The organism is Xanthomonas sp. NCPPB 3569 (genome assembly GCF_041475645.2).
GTDB lineage: Bacteria > Pseudomonadota > Gammaproteobacteria > Xanthomonadales > Xanthomonadaceae > Xanthomonas > Xanthomonas phaseoli.
In genome coordinates this window covers 4,565,890-4,583,662 of record NZ_CM192969.1, presented here as the reverse complement: position 1 = coordinate 4,583,662, position 17,773 = coordinate 4,565,890, and the positions used below count along the sequence as shown (strand labels likewise).

Genomic DNA, 17,773 nt, shown 5'->3' with positions numbered 1-17,773 from the left:
CCGCATCCGGCGGGAGCGGGGTTGGGGTGAGGGTACGGGCAACGCCACTCCAGACGGCAGTTAACCCGCTGCTTTGCCCGCACCCTCATCCGCCCCTGCGGGGCACATTCTCCCGAGGGGAGAAGGCAAATCAAAGCCTCTCTCCCGGCGGGAGAAGGGAGCCAACACCCATCCATCACCGCGCAGAGCGCTCGCCACGCGCCATGCTGGAAAACACCCCATCGCGGCGCACCCAGGCGTGATACAACGCCGCGCTTAGATGCCCCAACACGGTGGCGAACAACAGATACGCCAGCCAGCCATGCGCGCTGCGCAGCCAGGCATACAGCGCAGGGTCGTGTGGTGCGATCGCCGGCAGGTTCGCGCCTGGCCACAGCACGATCGGGTAGCCGCCGGCCGACAACATCGCCCAGCCGATCAGTGGCATGCCCAGCATCAATGCATACAGCAGCCAATGCGAGGCAATCGCCGCAGCCTTCTGCCACGCAGGCAAATCCGCAGGCAATGCCGGCGGCCGATGGCGCAGGCGGTTGATCAGGCGCAGCACGGCCAGGATCAGAATCGCGATGCCCAGCGGGCGATGCAGATCGATCAACCATGGCCGCTGCGTCACCGAGGCCACCATGCCGACACCGACGAACAGCATGGTCAGGATCATCGCGGCCATCAGCCAATGCAGTACGCGCGCTGGCAGATTGAAGTGGGTAGGGCTCATTGGCGTGCTCCCTGGCCGGTGGCGGCGCTGCCCTGGCCATTGGCGATCTCGCGCTCGCGGCGATTGAACGATTGCGAATACACCGACGAGCGCGCTGCCAGAATCGGGTCATTCGATGCAGCAAGGCCCTTGGGCAAGATCAGCGGGTCGTAATTGAGATCGCGACAGGGGCCGGTGGCCTGCGGCTGCGCATGCTCGATCGAAAGCGTGCCGGCCACGATCTGCTTGCGGCGTTCCGGCCATGGCTGCGACGGGTCGTCCACCGCATCGTCGGGCTCGGCGATGGTCAGCACCATGTCCCAACGCAACGGCCCGTGCGCCAGCCGCGCGTCCAGGTCGGTGGCGAGAAAATCGCCATCTGCCTGCTTGCGTTGCTCGGCGCTCAATTCCTTGAATGGCGTATGCGGGCGCATCGACCAGCGGATGTAGCGTTCGCGTCCGTCGGCGGCAATCGCGCGGAACGCATTGACGCCGTTGTACTGCGTGTTGGCCCAGCTGTCCGACCACGGCGCGGTCTTGGCCCACTGCTGGAACTTGGCCGCTTCCGGGTACTGCTTGCCGAACGCCGCCAGTTTTTCCGGATCCGGCTTGCCGGTTGCCGGGTCGGGCTTGGAGGCCACATTCAAGGCCTGGAAACCGGCCGGGGTGGCGACCACGAAGAACGGGAAGCTGTTCATCGCCGTGCGCCATTCCTGCCCATCGTCGCTGCGCAACAGCAGCGCCATGCTGCGTACGCGCGCCTGCCCGTCGGGTCCGTGGGGGTCGCCGCCGCCGATCGACATGCGCCCCAGTACCGGCGTGCTGGGCTGGCTGAAGATGCGTGCCGACGACAGCCAGGTGGCCTTGCCGCTGGACTGGAACTGCCCGCTCACGCACACACCCTTGGTATGCGCGCGGCGAAAGCCCGGATGCGGCGGCCCGCTGGATTCGATGGTATCGGTCATGCGCGCGGCAGTGAGCCGGTCGCCACCGATCCAACCGGCCGTCCAGGCGAACGCAAGCGCAACGCCGCCGGCAATGGCGGCAATTCCCAACAACGGCAGCACGGGGCTGCGCGCGCGCGGGGGCGAGGGAGGTGGCAACGTCATGGCTGGCTCCGGTGGTCGATACTGTGTGTGGTTGATACGGGTGAGACGACGTGCGGGCCGCGTTATTCCCTTCCCCCCGACGACGGTGGCACGCACCGATCGCGGGAATAATCCACGCTCCAGTGCGTCTACCGTGTGATGCCACCACCAAGCCCGCCAATGGATGCTTTGGACGATGACCAACTGCGCGCCGTGCTGCCGGCACTGCGCCGCTTTGCGCGCTCGCTGAGCGGCGAGCCCGCCAGCGCCGACGATCTGGTGCAAGCCACGCTGGAGCGCGCGCTGCGGCGGTGGCGCACCCGGCATACCGCCGACGCCCTGCAGCCCTGGCTGTTCGCCATCCTGTACCGGCAGTTTCTGGATGGGCAGCGGCGTGCCGCACGCTGGCAGCGGGTCGTGGGCCTGTTCGCGCCGCAGCAGCCCAGCCAATCCGCATCCCCTGAGCAGGTGCACGACGGGCGCGCCATGCTGGCCAGCCTTGCATCGTTGCCGGCCGAACAACGTGCGTTATTGCTCTTGGTGAGCGTGGAAGGCTTCAGTTATCGCGAGGTAGCCGACACCCTCGGCATCCCGATCGGCACGGTGATGTCGCGCCTGTCGCGCGCGCGAACGCCTGCGCGCATTGAACGAGGGGCATGTGAGCCACGCACCTGCATTGAGGATCCTGAAATGACCGCCACACCGCCGGACGAACACGCGCTGCACGCCTACGTCGATGGCCGCCTGGCGCCGGAGCAACATGCAGCAGTGGCCGCCTGGCTACACGCGCACCCCGCCCAGGCCGCACGCGTGGCGGGCTGGAAGCGCGATGCCGAAGCGCTGCGTGCCGCACACGCTGGTCTGGCGCCGGAAATGAGCGCCTTAGCATTCACGCCCGCGGCGATTCGCCGCGGGCTGCAACAGCGCCGCCGTGCCATGTTTGCCGTGGCCGCCAGTTGCGTGCTGGCACTTGGCTTGGGTACCGGGCTGGGCTGGCAGCTGCATGCGAGCCGGATCGCCAGCCAACGCGTACCGATGGCCGATGCAGTAGCCGCCTACCGCCTGTTCGCCGATGCCGGCGCGCATCAGGGCGTTGCGTTGGACGTGCAACGCCGCGCCGAATTGGAACCGTGGTTGCGAACGCATTTCGGCAACGCAGGCGTCGTGCCGGATCTGCGTGCGCAGGGTTATACGCTGCGCGGTGGGCAACTGCTTTCCACACCGGAAGGCGCGGCCGCGATGCTGGTGTATGGCGATGCCGACGGCGCACGCATTGGCCTGTATCTGCGTCCACGCAGCGGACCGATGCCGACCGGCGAGCGCCGCGATGGCCGGCTGTTGGCGCAGTACTGGGCCGAAGGCGATACCGCGTTCGCGCTGGTTGGCCCGGCGACGCAGACACGCATGCGCACGATCGCGCCGTTGTTGCGTCGCCAGGGCTGACCAGCGCAGCGCAAAGGTTGTGTTCGCCTCGGCCTGATTGCAGCGCTGCCCGCGCTCAGCCGCCGTAGCGTTGCTGCAGCATCGCGAACGCCGAGCGCAGTGCCAGCGCTTCGCCGCCGGCGGGCCGGCCGGGGCGGTCGCTGTCGTTCCAGGCGTAGACGTCCAGATGCGCCCACGGCTGGCCGGGTGCCACGAAGCGTTCCAGATACAGCGCGGCGGTGACGGCGCCAGCCATGCGCGAGCCGGCGTTGGCCATGTCGGCGACATGGCTGTTGAGATAGCGCAGGTACGGGCGCCATAGCGGCATGCGCCACACCGGGTCGCGGGTCTGTTCGCCGGCACTGATCCAGGCCTGCGCCAGCGCATCGTCGTTGGCAAAGAGCGCCGGCAGGTCCGGGCCCAGCGCGATGCGTGCCGCGCCGGTGAGCGTGGCGAAATCCAGGATCAGATCCGGATGCTGCTCGGTGGCATAGCTCAGCGCATCGCACAGCACCAGGCGGCCTTCGGCATCGGTGTTGTCCACTTCCACCGTCACGCCGGCGCGGGTGGTGATCACTTCGCCAGGGCGGAATGCCTCCGGGCCCACCGCGTTCTCCACTGCCGCAATCAGCAGCGTCAGCCGTACCGGCAACTGCTGCGCCATCACCAGCCCGGCCAGCGCCAACGCATGCGCCGCACCGCCCATGTCCTTTTTCATGTTGCGCATGCCATCGGCCGGCTTCAGATCCAGCCCGCCGGTGTCGAAGCACACACCCTTGCCGACCAGCACCAGATGCGGATGCGCGGTGTCACCCCACTGCAACTGGATCAGTCGCGGCGCGCGATGCGAGGCGCGCCCCACGGCATGGATGGTGGGGAAGTTCTGCGCCAGCAACGCGTCGCCGACGACTGCATCGACCTGTGCGCCATGCGCCTGTCCCAGCGTGCGTGTGGCTTCTTCCAGATGCTGCGGACCCATGTCTTCGGTGGGCGTGTTGACCCAATCGCGCACGCGCAGGCACGCCTGGATCAGTGCATGGGTGTGTGCCGACGGCGTTGCCGCCAGTTCGGCCGGCGCGCGCGGCACCTTGCGATACCGCGAAAAGCGATAGGCGCCCAATCCCCAGCCCAGATGCAGCAACGCCTGCTCGGCATCGCTCAACGGGTTGGCCAGCGTCCAGCGGCTGGCCGGCGGCAAGGCCATTGGCGCATGCGCGTAGGCGTAGGCATCGGCGCGGTCGCCGATCCCCAGGACTGCTCCGGCCAGCCCGTTGTCGCCCGGCAACAACAGCATGCTGCCCGGCGCGGCATCGAAACGCTGCGCCTGCGCCCATGACAGCACACGGGTGGGCTGCTCCGCGCACCAGCGCGTAAAGCTCTCGCGGTCGAGCACATACAGCGGCAAGGCTGCGGCAGTGGGATCGGTGAAACCGGTCAGGTGCGACATGGGAATCCTCGAGTGCAGCGCCGTGCGCCGTGCAGAGTGGCTCAGGCGGGAAGGGTGATGCCGGCGCGCGCGGGGCCCGGATGCGGTTGCTGCGCGTCCAGCCAATCGGCCAGCCCGGTCATGCTGTCGAATTCAAGATCCGGCTGCTGGGTGGGGTGCGACCACACCGCGCCCTCGCGATTGATCCAGCAGGCACGCAGGCCGGCATCCAGCGCACCCAGCACATCCATGCGCACATGGTCGCCCACATGCAGCACCTGTGCGGGAGGCACCTCGAGCCGCGCGCAGGCAGCCAGGAAGATGCTCGGGTCGGGCTTTGCGCTGCCGTGTTCGCGCGAGCCCAACTGAAACGCGAAGTGGTGCATCAGCCCGATGCGCTGCAGATCGGCATTGCCGTTGCTGAGCGCGGCCACCGGCACATGGGCGGCAATGCGCGCCAGCGCGTCGAGCGCATCCGGATAGCATTCCACCTGGTTGCGCGCCGCATAGAACACTTCGTAGGCCGGCTCCAGCAACGCCAAGTCGCCGCCGCTCTCGCGCAAGGCCATTTCCAGCGTCAACCGGCGCAGCGCGCTGAGGTCGTGATGCAGGTGCGGGTTGTCGGCAAAGCTGCGCTCCCGCAGCTCGCGCATCGCCTCCACCGGAAAGCGCTCGGCTGTCACCGGGCTGTGCTTGCGCATCCAGTCGTACAGCACCTGGTCGATGCGCGCCCCGATCGGCGCAAAGGGCCACAACGTATCGTCGAGGTCGAGGGTGATGGCGCTGATGTGGAAGCTCATTGCCTGATTGTAATGCCGGGAATGGAGAGTCGGGAATCGAGAATGGGGAGAGCGGCGCCTCTGCTCTTGCGATTCCCAACTCCCGATTCCCTATTCGCGGCTACTCCAGTAGCCGCGCCCAGCGCTGCATCCCGTCCACCCGGCTCAGCACCATCTTGATGCAGACCAGCAACGGCACCGCCAGCAGCAGGCCGACCATGCCCCACAGCCAGCCGAACAGCATCAGCGCCAGGATCAGCATCAGCGGCGAGATCGCCATGCGTCGGCCCAGCACGATCGGTGTGACCACCTGGCCTTCGATCGTGTGCAGCGCCAGGTACAGGATCGCCGGCAGCAGCGAGGACAAGGTGGTACGAAATTCCACAAAACCCATCAGCAGCATCAGCATCACGCCGATCAACGGACCGACATACGGTGCGAAATTCAGCAATGCGACCACTGTTCCCCACAGGATCGCTTCAGGCAGCGGAATCTGCAGCACAGACAAAATGCCGGCAAATACCAGCCCGACCAGCGTGTTGATCACGCTGATGGTGAGCACGTAGCGCGAGACCTCGCGCTCGATGTCCAGCATGATCTCGGTGGTGAAACGTTGCTGCTGCCGGTTCGGTAGCAGGGCGATCGCATGCCGCTGCAGGCTTTCGCCATACACCATGAAGAAGAACGTCAGCAGCACCACGGCCAGCACCGAGGCCGCCAGCTTGGGCGTGCGGACCAGTGCCTTGTAGGGGTCGTCCATCTGCGTGCGCACGATCTGCACGCCGCGCTGGCCTTCGCCACCGGCCGCGCGTGCAAAGTTTTCCGCTGCCTGGTTGGCTTGCATCACCGGCTTGGTGAGATCGCGCACATCGCGCGCAATCTGGCGCATTTGCCTTGGTGCCTGTTGCACCCATTCGGCGGCAGGGCCGGCCAATTGCGCGGCCAGCGTGACGGTACCGGCCAGGCCAAGGCACAGGATGAGCAAGGCGCCGAGAAACCGCGGGATGTACAGCTTGCGCAAACCCCGCAGGATGGGATTGCCGATCAGCGCGAAAAACGCGGCCAGCATGATCGGCAGGATGATCGTCTGCGCCGCCCATAGCGTGTAACCGACGGCGAGCGTGGCCAGTACCACCAGCGAGGCCGGCGCGCGCGGGCGGGGCGCCGGTGCGGGCGGAAGCGAATCTGCCGCGGTGGCGGCATCCGGTAAATCGACGGGAAGAGACATGCGCGCCCTGGCAGCAGACTGGCGTGCTGCCAGCGGTGCGCCATTATCGGTGCAATGCGTCAACGGCGCGCACAGGGCCTGTGGGCAGGATGTCAGCGAACGAAGGCTTGTGGCGAACTCGGCCGCACGCGTCTTGGTGCAGGTCGTAAGGCGCCGAATCGCTCGTCGGGGTGGCATTGCAAACGACGCCAGGATCTGCCGCACGCTGCCATCTGCGACAGCACGCAGGCTGCGTGCGAACGGCCGTCAGACCTCGCTGCGATCGGCGACGCTTATTGGTCACCCATGGCTTGGTCACCATGGCGCGATCCCCACATCTCAGAGCCGAGATCACAAGCACCCGCGGCGAGCATCGGCAAGGAGTCACGGCGTGCGGTCATTTGGCGAGTTGGAACGCGCAGATTCGAGCATCGTGGTTCGCGGTGCAGCGGTTCTTTCGCCCAGTCCCCAAGCGCAGTCGTGCGTGTTGCATGCAGGGCCAGTGTCCGAACACCTCCGTCCGGAGCGCGTGCACAGTCAAATGACTCTGGTGAGCCGATGCCTTGCACAGCCCAATCTGCCAGCCACAACGGCGGCGCAGCAATTCGCTAGCCGCTGCAAATGCCGTCCGCGCTCAGGCCGCGCGATCGGTTGGAACCTGCACCACGGTCACCGGCGGGTCGGCTGCCACTTCCTCGGCATTGTCTGCCGCACGTTCGGCCTGCTCGGAGGCTTCCTGCGCGCGGTGCGCGGTGAACAGCGCAGAGATGGTGCTGATCATCTGCAAAATCTTGGGAATCCCGCCAAGCTTGCTAGCGATGCTGCCCAATGCCGCCTGCGGCTCATGACGGCCGGTGACAAACCCGAGCACGAAACCCACCGTCACGATGCGTAGCGGGGACCATCCAGCACGCCAGGTCTGGCGCAGTTCGCTCCAATGCAGGCGCGTTTCCTGCGCGCGTCCTTCGACCAGGAATTCGGCGCGCTCGACGCGTTGACGCAAGGTTCCAAACTTCATGGACGTGCTCCCCTGGCAGAGGTTGCCGCGTCGTCGTCCTTGCTGGGGTCATCGAAAATCCCCAGCTTGATGAGCTGACGGCGCGTTGCATTCATGCCGGTGTGGTCGAAGTAGAAAAACACCCGCCATGCCGCGATGCCGGTCACCAACAGACTGCCCAACGCAGTGAAAAACATCGCCTGGAACCACGATAGCCCGGCACGTTGCAACAGCGCGATGATGGCACCGGCCAGCAGCAACCACGACGAGGCGCCAAACACCACCGCCACGCAGGCCCAGGCCAGGCCACGCCCGAATGCGCTGCGTGCCAGTTGCAGATCGGCCGACACCAGCCGGCGCAAGGCGCGGCTGGTGTCCTTGGCCGAGCCCAGCGTTGCACGGCCGGCTGCGGCGACCGCGCGCACGCTTTCGTCCAGTCCTGGCGTCTGCTCGCGCGCGTCTGGCGCGTCGGTTCCGGCAGCGGGAGAGGCCTGATCGCTCACGACTTAGTTGTCGTTGCTGCGTGCCAGCTTGGCGATGACCCAGCCAGCGGCGAAGGCAACGCCAAAGGCAGCCAGCGGACGCTCGCGGATCAGATCGGTGGCGCTTTCCAGCAGATCGTTGCCCTTGGCAACCAGGACGTCCATCTGCTCCTTGGCAGCGGCACCGCCGAACTCGGCAGCGGCCATGCCGGCCAGCGCGGTGTCGGACAGTTCGGCCTTGACGTTGGCGCGACCGAGCTTGAGCTCATCGCCGGCGGCGCTGGTGGCACCGCGGACGGCTTCGCCAGCGGCGCTCGCTGCCGACTTCAGGTGGGTGCCGGCTTCGCTCAGGTTTTCCTTCAGCTGATCGGTATTGGTGGGGCTCATGCGATATCTCCTTCGGTCATTGATGGCAGCCGCCACTCACGTGCGGTCGAGCAGTAGCAATAGCATCGGGGGGGTGTAGGAGGCGTTAGTGGAAGCACCTTCCGGTGCACATCGCGTCAACGCATCAGCGCGTCGTACTGCGCGTTGCCACGCAGGATACGCACGACAAGCTGCTGCGGCTTACGCTGGAAATTGGCGCGCCAGCTGGCAAGGTCGGCGAACTCGCCCACGCTGCTGGCCACGATCACATCGCCGGCGACCAGGCCGTTGGCGGCAGCGCGACCGCCGCGTTTGACCTCGCTCACCATCACCCCGGCGATGCCTGACTGACGCAGCGATTCGGGGAGATCGACGAAGGTCGCGCCGGTCAGTCGCGGGTCCAGCATATCGCCGGTGACGGCGCGGTCCTGCTCTTTCAACGTGGCCTTGAGCTTGAGCGGCTTCCCATCGCGACGGATATCCAGCGTCACCGCGCTGCCCACCGCCTGCAGGCCTTCGTAGTTGTGCAGCGCTTCGGCGCTGTCCACGCGCTGGTCGTTGGCCGCCACCACCACATCGCCCGGTTGCACGCCTGCCGCGGCCGCTGCGGAACCCGGCAACACCCGTGTCACCAACGCGCCGCGCAACGAATCAACGCCCAGGCCCTGCAACATCTGCTGGGTGAGGTTCTGGGTTTCCAGACCGAGCGTGCCGCGCACCACCACGCCCTTGGTCACCAATTGCTCGACCACATTGCGTGCCAGGTTGGACGGAATCGCCAGCCCAAGGCCGATATTGCCCGCCATGCTGCCTTGCGGATTGAAGCTGGCGGTATTGATGCCAACCAACTGGCCTTGCAGGTTGACCAGCGCGCCGCCCGAATTGCCGGGGTTGATCGAGGCATCGGTCTGGATGAAGTTCTGGTAGCCCAGGCCGCGAATTCCGCTGCGCCCCACGGCCGAGACGATGCCGGAGGTGACGGTCTGGGTGAAGCCGAACGGGTTGCCGATGGCCACCACAAAATCGCCCACGCGCAGCGCGTTGCTGTCGGCCAGTTTGATATCGGTGAGGTTGTCGGCCTTGATTCGGATCAGCGCGATATCGGTATCGGCATCGGAGCCGATGAACTCGGCCTTGACCGTGCGTCCGTCGCCGAGCGTCACCTGCACGTCGTCGGCGTTTTCGATGACGTGGTGATTGGTCAGGACATAGCCTTTTTGCGCATCGATGATCACGCCCGAACCCAGCGATTCGTTGATGCGGTCCTGCGGCACCTGCGGAAACAGCCGGCGCAGGATCGGGTCATTGAAGAACGGGTTGCGGACGCGCACCACCTGTTTGGTGTTCACGCTCACCACTGCTGGCATGGCCTGCTGCAGCATCGGCGCCAGCGACGGCACTGGCTGGCCGGCCACCGCAGCCGGCAATGCGGCGGCCGTCGGCAGGGTGAAGGCGGCATTGCTGGGGGGCGTGGCTTCGGCGCGATTGTCGAGCCAGGCGTTGACGCCGGTGGCGGCAAATCCGCCGAAGGCAGCGGCCAGCGAAAGAGTCAGCAGGGTAGGCAGCGGTCGCATGGAACGGATTCCGGGTTACGCGGTGGATGAGGAATAGGGCGTCTGACTGCGTAAATCAAGCTGAACGAGAGTGCCTGCGCGCAATTTAACTGCTGGTGAAAGTGCCGCGCATCCCTTGCCCTGATTGCGTTGACAGCCCGACGGGCCGGGCGTAGCGTCCGCTTGATCCGATGCCTGTTCAGCATGTTGCGTGCGGTCGCGCATCGCCTAAGTTTTCCGCACTGACGCCCTTAAGGAGGGTCTATGAGCAACGGCAATGGTGTAACGGCAACCCTGTCCGACGCCGTCGATAGCGTAAAAAGCACCGCCACCGAGTTGACCGAGACCCTCGCCAGCACCGCAAGCGAGGCGGTTGCCAGCGTGCAGGAGGCGGCAGGCACGGCGGTGGAAGAGGTCAAGACGCAGGTGGCCAAAGCGCGCAAGGCAGTGGTCAAGGTCGAAAAGAACGTGGTCAAGAACGCCGGCAATGCAGCCACTGCAGTGAAACGCAGCGTGGCCAGGACCAAGCGCTCGCTGGCGGCCACCAAGGACGCTGCCAAGGACACGCTGGTCGCCACCAAGGAGGCCGCCAAGCAGAAGCTCACCGCCACCAAGGACGCGGCCAAGCAAACGTTGACCTCGACCACGCAGGCCGCCAAGCAGAAGTTGAGCAGCACCAGCGCCGCGGCCAAGAAGAAGATCACCGACACCAAGGCCACTACCAAGCGCAAGCTGGAAACCGCCAAGGCCAATGCCAAGGCCGAGGCGGCCGCACTGAGTGCCAAGACCGCTGCCAAGAGCGCCGCACGCAAGACCGCCGTCGCAACGGTGAACGCGCGCACGGCGGCGAAGAAGGCTGCGAAGAAGGCGGTGGCCAAGTCGGCGGCAGCGAAGAAGCCGCTGGTCAAGCCTGCAGCCAAGAAGGCGCCGGTCGCCAAGCAAACCGCGACCAGGCAGGCCGCAGTGAAGAAGGCCCCGCTCAAGAAAGCCGTGACCAAGACCGCGTTGAAGAAAGCCGCCAAGGTCACCAAGACCCCGGCTACACGTGCCGTGGCAAAGACCACCGCCGCGCGCAAGGCAGTGGGTAAGAAAGCGGCAAAGCGCGTCACGCGTTGAGGTTGTCACGCAGGGCGCAGGCGAGATGTGCGGGTCGCCAGGTAGCGTGGAAGGCGTGCAGCGCACGCGATAGGTGTCACCGACCCTGTGCAATGGTGAAAACGCCGGCGCTGTTCAACAGCTTCGGCGTTTTTGTTGCAGCAGCTTTGGCTGGCGCTCCCCGCCTGCAGCCAACACGCTGATGACCCTGCACTGCGCGGGAGGATTGCCCGAACGTATCGCGTACGTGCACTCCGATACGCACAGGCATCGCGCATGCAATAAAAGGAGCAAGGCCTAGCGCATGCCATCGACCAATTGTTTCGCACCCAGGCCGATCCCTGCCTTGGCCGCGCCATACGCACCGAGGCTGGCCTTGATGTTCATCGCATTGGGGTACTGCTTTTCGACATAGGCCGCCAGCAAGCGATCGCTTGACGCGTCGAAGATTTCCACCGCATAGCTGACCGAGCCGGAGAATGCGCCTTCCTTGCCACGCGCGGCCTGGACGGCATTGTAGGAGCCCCCACCGATATCGACCTTCATGAAGGTGCCGATGACCCGTTTGCTGGGTTTGGCGCCGGTCAAGGTGAGTCGCACACGCAAGGTGTCGCGCCCGATGGCAGTGGTGGGCTGCCAGCGCTGGCCAATTGCGTCGCCGAACTCGCGTTGCATGAAATCGGCGAGCATGCGTTTGTCCTGCTCGGGCACCTCTTCGAATTGCGCATCCGGACCGCGGTAAATGCTCACCGGTTCGACGAATACGGTCCGATACCGCGACCAATCGACCTCGCCGTGATACGCGTACGGCATGCGGCCGCCGCGGCTGCCATCGTGCGGACGCAGGTAGCTCGAAGATGGCAGTTGGCGATAGGGCACGGGGCGGGTGCTGGCGCAGCCGATCAGGCTGACGCTGACAACGGCGAGTGCGCAGTATCGAACGAAGTAGGAAGTCGACATGGAGAATGACCTGGTGCAAGAAGGTGGGTGGGCGCAGTCCCTGCGCGCTGTCGTGACCTGATGTTCAGTGCAATAGAACGCTGGTAGCTGCCAGGGCCAAGACCGCCGTTGCGGCAGTGAACAACACGCCGCGCTTGGCCAAATACTGCAGGCGGCGGGCATCGCGCGCGCTGCGGATATCCGGCAACGCGCACCAGATGTCGCGGTTGCGCGTGCCGGGCAGGCCGCAGCGAAATTCCGGCGCGACAGGCAGCGTATGCGCGGCCACGGGGTCGTTGGCGGCGCACTGCCCGACCGCCAGCGATGGCGCGGTAGGGAGGTGTTGGGTGAAACGGATCGAGTGAGGCATCACCAGGCATCCTTGATGCGTGCGGTGAGTGCACGGTAGGCAAACGAGTTTGGGAACTTATTGGATCGTCGCGACGACGGCGCACCCCGGCGAAGGCAAGGTGTTTCCGTGCGCCACACCAGGGTGTCCGCAGTAGAGCGCCTACACAAACGGAGCGCGCAGTGGTCAGGTGGTATTGACGGCGCTCGGGAACCGCACCGTACGCCGCAGATAGGCCGTATCGCGTTTCGCGCTGGGCCCGTGTGTGCGCAGTCGTGCATTCCACGTGCGGCCCCTGGTCCATTGCGCTCCAAGCACCAACCGCGCCAGCCCGTGATTGCGTAGCCGTTTGGTTGGCCGCGTATCGTCGTGCTCTCGCGCTACAGGACAGGCAGATTCAGGCCGCGCCGGCCGGGCGGTCGCCGGCAAACACCACGCGTACGCAGAGGCCGCGTCCATCGTTGCCGTCGCCGGCTTCGATCGTTGCTCCGTGCAGGCGCGCAATGCCGGCGACCAGCGACAATCCGATGCCACTGCCCTGTACGGCGCTACCGGGCACACGATAAAACCGCTCGAAAATAGTGGTCTGCGCGCCTTCGGGTACCCCGGGACCGTCATCGCTGACCTGCAAGAAGGGGTGCAATACGTCAGCACGCACACAATAGCCGCAGCTCACTTCCACCTTGCCATGCAGGCGGCCATAGCGGATGGCGTTGTCGACCAGGTTGCGGATCAGAATGCCCACTGCATCCACATCGCAACGCAGCAGGCAGGGCGATGCCTCAACCTGCAACTGCATCTGGCGTGCGTCGGCCTGCACGCTGAATTCGTCCAGCACATGCGAGATCAGCTCGCCCATTTCGACTTGATGATAGGCCGCTGAACTGATGCCGGCATCCAGTCGCGCCAGATCCAGCAATTGTTCGGCCAGCCGATTGCTGCGACGCGCGGTTTCCAGCAGTTGGCCCAGCGCGGCGTCCTTGGCCTCCAGTGTGGGCGCGCGCAATGCGACCTCGGCGTAGGCATGCAGTGCCGAGAGCGGGGTGCGCAGTTCGTGCGCGGCATCGGCGACGAAATCGCGCTCGGCCTGCACGGCCTGTTCCACCCGCGCCAACAAGGTGTTGAACGAGGCGATCAACGGGCGGACTTCGTCGGGCGCCTGAGCCAGCGGCACCGGCTCGGTATCCAGACCGGTGCGTTGCGCGATGTTGCCGGACAAGGCGCGCAGCGGCCCCAGCGAGGTCCGCACGGCCCACCACATCAATAGCCCCAGGACGCCCAATTGCACGGTGTTGAGCACCACCGCAATCAGGGTCTGCTTCACGCTCATGCGCGAGGATGGGTTGCCGATCGGGGTCGACGTTACCGCCGCGTCGGGCGGTTCTGCCTGCATATCGAAGCGCTGCTGGAGCGCGTCGGGCAAGATGGCGATCAGTCGATCGCCGAGCAGGTTGAGTTCCTGCTCGAACACGCTGTGATGACCCTGGGTGACCAGTGCGACCAGGATCCACAGAGAGGTGGACCAGCTCAGCAGAACGATCGCGGCCAGCGCCGCCAGCATGCGTGCCTGCAGCGACTTCATTCAGGGGTCTTTCCGACCATGTAGCCCTGGCCGTAGACGGTGGAGATCAGCGTATCGCCCAGCTTGCGCCGCAACTGGTGCACATACACCGCGATCATGTTGCTGCCACCTTCGGATGGGCCGCCATAGACGCCTTCTTCCAGCTGATCCTTGGTGACCACGCGTCCGGCACGTTCCATCAACGCCAGCAGCAGGCGGTATTCGTGTGCGCTCAGCGCCACCCATTTGCCGTCCTTGGTGACCTTGCGGCTGCCCGGATCCAGGCAGACGTCGCCGTGGCTGAGCAGGGGCACCACGCGGCCCTGGCTGCGCCGGGTGACTGCACGCAGCCGTGCCATCAGCTCGTCGAACTGAAACGGCTTGACCAGATAATCGTCGGCGCCGGCGTCCAGACCGCGGATGCGGTCGGTGAGCTGGCCACGCGCGGTCAGCGCGATCACCGGGGTGGCATCGTAGTGGCTGCGCATGAACCGGATCACGCTCAGCCCGGACTCGCCCGGCAGGCCGATATCCAGCAATACCGCACTGTAGCGGTGGTCCACCAGCACCGTCTTGGCGGCATTGGCATGACCGACATGATCGACGGTCCATGACTGCTGACGCACACCGTCGCAGATGGCGCTGGCCAGCATGGTGTCGTCTTCGACGAGGAGCAGATGCATGGGTGTGCTGCCGTGCGCAGGGTTCAGTCCGAGATCCGCAGCACTGTCGGTGATGAAGTTTGGGCAAATATTAGTGCATGGCCGAACCGCACACAGGCAGCCATGCAGGCCGTTCGATCCCGTCCGGTCAGGCCCGGGCCGCCGCTCAGCGCCGCAGAATGGCGCGCAGCGCAGCATCCAGGTGCAGGTACTGAAACCGGAAGCCGGCATCGAGCGCGCGCTGCGGCAGCACACGCTGGCTGATCAACAGCAGGTCGGCCATCTCGCCCAAGCCCAGCCGCAGCACGCCGGCCGGCAGCGCCAGCAGGGCAGGGCGGTGCAGTACCTTCGCCAGCGTGCGCGCGAAGTCGGCATTGGTCACCGGATTGGGCGCGGTGGCGTTGTAGGCGCCGGGCTGGCCGTGCTGCAGTAGCCACAGCAAGAGCGCAACCATATCGGCGCGGTGGATCCAACTCATCCAGTGCCGGCCATCGCCGAACGGTCCACCGCCGCCGAAGCGGAATGCCGGCAGCATGCGGGCCAGTGCGCCGCCATCGCGATCCAGTACGATGCCGGTGCGCACCCAGCTCACCCGCGGGCCGAGTGCGGCGATGGCGTCGGCTTCGGCTTCCCAGTCGCGGCACAGTACGGCAGAGAAGTCGTCGCCGGCAGGCTCGGCTTCGGTCAACGCCGTATCGCCACGTTCGCCGTAGTAGCCCACGGCCGAGCCGGAAATCAGCACCGAGGGGCGTTGTGCGGCCGGTTGCTGCGCAATCCAGGCATGCAATTGGCGCGTGATGCCCAGGCGCGATTGGCGGAAGCGCTGCTTGCGGGTATCGGTCCAGCGGCCGGCGGCCAGCGGCTCGCCAGCCAGGTTGATGACTGCATCGGCCTGTACCCCATCCAGCGTGTGCACGGCGGTCATGCCGGGCAGGATGCGCGTGGCGCGCTGCGGGTCGCGGGTCAGCACGCTGACTTGATGGCCGGCCTGCAGCAATGCCGGGCACAGGGCCTGGCCAATGAAGCCGGTGCCGCCGGTGATGAGCAGATGCATGGAGGGCTCCTGGCCGAATCGATGCGGCACGATAGGCCAGGATCGCGCCAAGCGAGGTGAAGCTGGCGCGGGCATGCGGCTGTGCGCTGCGGCCGTCGGCCTGCAGCGTGGCCTACGACCTCGACGATAGCGGCGTGTGCTGTCCACCTAACGCAAACGCGCCGGACTGGCCGGCGCGTTTGCGGGGTGAGCGCTTGATCAGCTGCTTACTTGGACGAGGACACCGCGTGGGCGCGTTCGAAATGCGCCGAGACAACGCGGCGCGTCTGCTCCAGATGCTGCTTGACCGGCGCGCTTTCGGCGGCGGGCAGCAGCTCCGAATCGATGATCTTGATGGTGTCGCCATGGTCGATGACCATGGTGCGCATGAAGGCATTGCGGTAGGCGTCCTTGCCGTCCGGCAAGGTCAGCGTCTTGGACAGCGCTTCCACTGCCGCCTTGCCCTTGGCACGTATGGCCTGCGCGCGCGGGCTCTCGGATGCGCCAAGCGACTTGGTCTTTTCAAGGTTGGCTTCATGGTCGTGCAGCATCTGCTGCGCGAACTCGCCGGTGGCTCCGCCCAGATCCTGTTCGATGGCCTGCTTGGCGAGTGCGATTTCGTTGTCGTCGATCGCAGCCAGCACGCCCAGCACTGCCCCATCGCCCTTGGCCAACTCGGTCGCGCCGCTGCCACTGACGGGCGCAGCCGTCGGCTCGGGCGACACTGCTGGCGCAGTGCGCGAAGCATCGCCGCCGGGGCGATCGCAGGCAGTCAGAGAGAGCATGGCCAACAGCGAAGCGGTGAGAAGCGTGACTTTCATGAAGATCCTGGAGTGAATCGGCAATTGCCAGAGGTGGAATGCAAAGGAGCCGCTAGGCGGCTCCGGGGAGGTCGGTCAGGCCCACTGCGGCTGGGCGACGGGGGCCAAGCCCAATGGTCTGGCAGGCACCTTGGGAGCACACACGGCCTCCTGCGCACTGCGGCAGGTACGCGCCATGCGCGCGGTGCGTTCGCGAATCAACGCGTGCTCGCTGACCGGCGCGCTACCCAACAGACTGGCAACGTGGAAGCCAAGGATTTCCTCCGCGCGGTCGCCCTGGTCGCTGACGATGTGCGGTACCAACCGCTCCAATCGTTCCAGCTCCTGCTGCACTTGATACGGGGTTTTCATGACGATCTCCAATGAAAAACAGATGCTGCTCGATACTGCGGACTCAACTATTGCGCGCGCCCAGGCGCTGCCAACAATCAGTTGCCAACTGTTCGTAGTTGGACTGTGTGCTGGAAGAAATGAAGTGGTGCTCCAAGCGGTCCCGAAATAAGCGCAGACGTTCCTGGTCGCTCGAACGCGGGGCTTGCAGGTAGATGTCGCAGGCCATTTTCACCACCGGGGACAACTCGCTGAACTTGCCTGCGCCGAGGTTGCCCTGGGCATGCCGCGCCTGCCAATGCGCGATTTCGGCCTGTACATCGATGACGGATGGATCTCTGCTCATGACTGGGGGGTGTTCCGCTATAAACAAACTTGACCTGCAGGGTAACTGCGGGTATGTCAACGATTGATCATCGAACCCGACCATTGCAGCACGTCGGTGCATTGCACGCTTAACTGGTCAGATTGTTCGAGCGCGTCTATACGCCACGCATGCAGGCGCGTACAAGTGGTTCATACGTCTGATGTGACCGCGTTTGAAACCTTGTGCTCAAGGCAACGCGTTGGTCTCGTATGCGTTCCGATGTTGCCAACGTGGTGCACCTGACCAACTTGAGTCCAGGCGTGTAATGGACAATCGGGCGAAAATCGCTTTCGCAATGCCGCATTTCACGGAAGATTCTGAACCGCTCCACACCTGTGTAACGTCTGATCATTAAGGTGGGTGGTGACGTAATGGAGCGAGAGTACCCAGGATGCAGGACAGCGAGACCAGTAGCCGTAAGCCACATCATGCGAGCGGCACCCCTGAAGCACGCGTATGGTGGCATGCCTTGTTGGAGTTGCGCGGAGGCCGTATCGCCATCAGTTTGATCGTGGTGTTCCTGATCGTGCTTGGCCTGTATCTGGCCTTGAAGTAAGGCCGGACGACACCTGCTTTTTAGACCCGTCCCTCAGCTGCGACCG

General features: G+C 65.4%; 20 protein-coding genes and 1 pseudogene. 4 read left to right on the top strand and 17 right to left on the bottom strand.

Annotated features, from left to right (window positions below):
• Positions 1-175: 175 nt before the first annotated feature.
• Both ACCQ03_RS19780 and ACCQ03_RS19775 read right to left on the bottom strand, forming a co-directional pair.
• Positions 176-715 carry a cytochrome b gene (locus ACCQ03_RS19780; RefSeq protein ID WP_057679061.1) on the bottom strand — a complete coding sequence of 180 codons (540 nt, stop codon included), beginning with the start codon at positions 713-715 and terminating at the stop codon, positions 176-178.
• On the bottom strand, positions 712-1,803 hold the full coding sequence (locus ACCQ03_RS19775) for a catalase family peroxidase (RefSeq protein ID WP_209226107.1): 1,092 nt from the start codon (positions 1,801-1,803) through the stop codon (positions 712-714). The genes ACCQ03_RS19780 and ACCQ03_RS19775 overlap by 4 nt, the downstream gene beginning before the upstream one ends.
• A gap of 159 nt (positions 1,804-1,962) precedes the next feature.
• On the opposite strand from ACCQ03_RS19775, the pseudogene ACCQ03_RS19770 reads away from it, so the two are divergent.
• Together ACCQ03_RS19770 and ACCQ03_RS19765 are read left to right on the top strand one after the other, a co-directional pair.
• Positions 1,963-2,476, top strand: a pseudogene (locus tag ACCQ03_RS19770) (RNA polymerase sigma factor).
• Complete coding sequence (locus ACCQ03_RS19765) at positions 2,473-3,225, top strand: anti-sigma factor family protein (RefSeq protein WP_150147150.1); 753 nt, start codon at positions 2,473-2,475, stop codon at positions 3,223-3,225. The pseudogene ACCQ03_RS19770 and the gene ACCQ03_RS19765 overlap by 4 nt, the downstream one beginning before the upstream one ends.
• Positions 3,226-3,280: 55 nt before the next feature.
• On the opposite strand, the gene ACCQ03_RS19760 is transcribed toward ACCQ03_RS19765, so the two are convergent.
• The 7 genes from ACCQ03_RS19760 to ACCQ03_RS19730 form a co-directional block, all read right to left on the bottom strand.
• On the bottom strand, positions 3,281-4,651 hold the full coding sequence (locus ACCQ03_RS19760) for a leucyl aminopeptidase family protein (protein ID WP_057679060.1): 1,371 nt from the start codon (positions 4,649-4,651) through the stop codon (positions 3,281-3,283).
• Positions 4,652-4,692: 41 nt separating this feature from the next.
• The gene (locus ACCQ03_RS19755; RefSeq protein WP_209226111.1) at positions 4,693-5,430 is read right to left on the bottom strand and encodes an HAD family hydrolase; all 738 of its coding nucleotides are present in this window, start codon (positions 5,428-5,430) and stop codon (positions 4,693-4,695) included.
• A gap of 100 nt (positions 5,431-5,530) precedes the next feature.
• Positions 5,531-6,637: an AI-2E family transporter gene (locus ACCQ03_RS19750; protein WP_017158216.1), complete on the bottom strand. Its 1,107-nt coding sequence runs from the start codon at positions 6,635-6,637 to the stop codon at positions 5,531-5,533.
• 613 nt (positions 6,638-7,250) lie between these two features.
• Positions 7,251-7,634: a hypothetical protein gene (locus tag ACCQ03_RS19745; RefSeq protein WP_057679058.1), complete on the bottom strand. Its 384-nt coding sequence runs from the start codon at positions 7,632-7,634 to the stop codon at positions 7,251-7,253.
• Positions 7,631-8,116 (bottom strand): phage holin family protein, encoded by a 486-nt coding sequence (locus ACCQ03_RS19740; protein WP_209226116.1) that lies wholly within the window; start codon positions 8,114-8,116, stop codon positions 7,631-7,633. The genes ACCQ03_RS19745 and ACCQ03_RS19740 overlap by 4 nt, the downstream gene beginning before the upstream one ends.
• Positions 8,117-8,119: 3 nt before the next feature.
• Positions 8,120-8,482, bottom strand: a complete 363-nt coding sequence (locus ACCQ03_RS19735; protein WP_008574792.1) for a hypothetical protein — start codon at positions 8,480-8,482, stop codon at positions 8,120-8,122.
• Positions 8,483-8,598: 116 nt separating this feature from the next.
• The gene (locus ACCQ03_RS19730; RefSeq protein WP_209226122.1) at positions 8,599-10,035 is read right to left on the bottom strand and encodes a Do family serine endopeptidase; all 1,437 of its coding nucleotides are present in this window, start codon (positions 10,033-10,035) and stop codon (positions 8,599-8,601) included.
• Positions 10,036-10,278: 243 nt separating this feature from the next.
• On the opposite strand from ACCQ03_RS19730, the gene ACCQ03_RS19725 reads away from it, so the two are divergent.
• Positions 10,279-11,130 (top strand): hypothetical protein, encoded by an 852-nt coding sequence (locus ACCQ03_RS19725; protein ID WP_057679056.1) that lies wholly within the window; start codon positions 10,279-10,281, stop codon positions 11,128-11,130.
• Between the two features lie 276 nt (positions 11,131-11,406).
• Here the strand turns inward: ACCQ03_RS19725 and ACCQ03_RS19720 are convergent, their stop codons facing one another.
• The 8 genes from ACCQ03_RS19720 to ACCQ03_RS19685 form a co-directional block, all read right to left on the bottom strand.
• A complete protein-coding gene (locus ACCQ03_RS19720; RefSeq protein WP_057679055.1) occupies positions 11,407-12,069 on the bottom strand; it encodes a DUF3313 domain-containing protein in 663 nt (220 codons plus the stop codon).
• 64 nt (positions 12,070-12,133) lie between these two features.
• The gene (locus ACCQ03_RS19715) at positions 12,134-12,418 is read right to left on the bottom strand and encodes a hypothetical protein (protein ID WP_057679054.1); all 285 of its coding nucleotides are present in this window, start codon (positions 12,416-12,418) and stop codon (positions 12,134-12,136) included.
• Positions 12,419-12,794: 376 nt separating this feature from the next.
• The gene (locus tag ACCQ03_RS19710) at positions 12,795-13,979 is read right to left on the bottom strand and encodes an ATP-binding protein (RefSeq protein ID WP_057679053.1); all 1,185 of its coding nucleotides are present in this window, start codon (positions 13,977-13,979) and stop codon (positions 12,795-12,797) included.
• A complete protein-coding gene (locus tag ACCQ03_RS19705) occupies positions 13,976-14,641 on the bottom strand; it encodes a response regulator transcription factor (protein ID WP_057679052.1) in 666 nt (221 codons plus the stop codon). The genes ACCQ03_RS19710 and ACCQ03_RS19705 overlap by 4 nt, the downstream gene beginning before the upstream one ends.
• A gap of 145 nt (positions 14,642-14,786) precedes the next feature.
• Positions 14,787-15,674, bottom strand: coding sequence for a TIGR01777 family oxidoreductase (locus ACCQ03_RS19700; RefSeq protein ID WP_057679051.1), 888 nt, complete (start codon positions 15,672-15,674; stop codon positions 14,787-14,789).
• A gap of 206 nt (positions 15,675-15,880) precedes the next feature.
• Positions 15,881-16,474: a DUF4142 domain-containing protein gene (locus ACCQ03_RS19695; RefSeq protein WP_150147138.1), complete on the bottom strand. Its 594-nt coding sequence runs from the start codon at positions 16,472-16,474 to the stop codon at positions 15,881-15,883.
• 75 nt (positions 16,475-16,549) lie between these two features.
• Positions 16,550-16,825, bottom strand: a complete 276-nt coding sequence (locus ACCQ03_RS19690) for a hypothetical protein (protein ID WP_057679049.1) — start codon at positions 16,823-16,825, stop codon at positions 16,550-16,552.
• 43 nt (positions 16,826-16,868) lie between these two features.
• On the bottom strand, positions 16,869-17,150 hold the full coding sequence (locus tag ACCQ03_RS19685) for a hypothetical protein (protein WP_003486531.1): 282 nt from the start codon (positions 17,148-17,150) through the stop codon (positions 16,869-16,871).
• Positions 17,151-17,562: 412 nt separating this feature from the next.
• Between ACCQ03_RS19685 and ACCQ03_RS19680 the strand changes: the two genes are divergently transcribed.
• Entirely contained in the window at positions 17,563-17,727 is a 165-nt protein-coding gene (locus tag ACCQ03_RS19680) for a hypothetical protein (protein WP_005914365.1), read from the top strand.
• Positions 17,728-17,773: the final 46 nt, after the last annotated feature.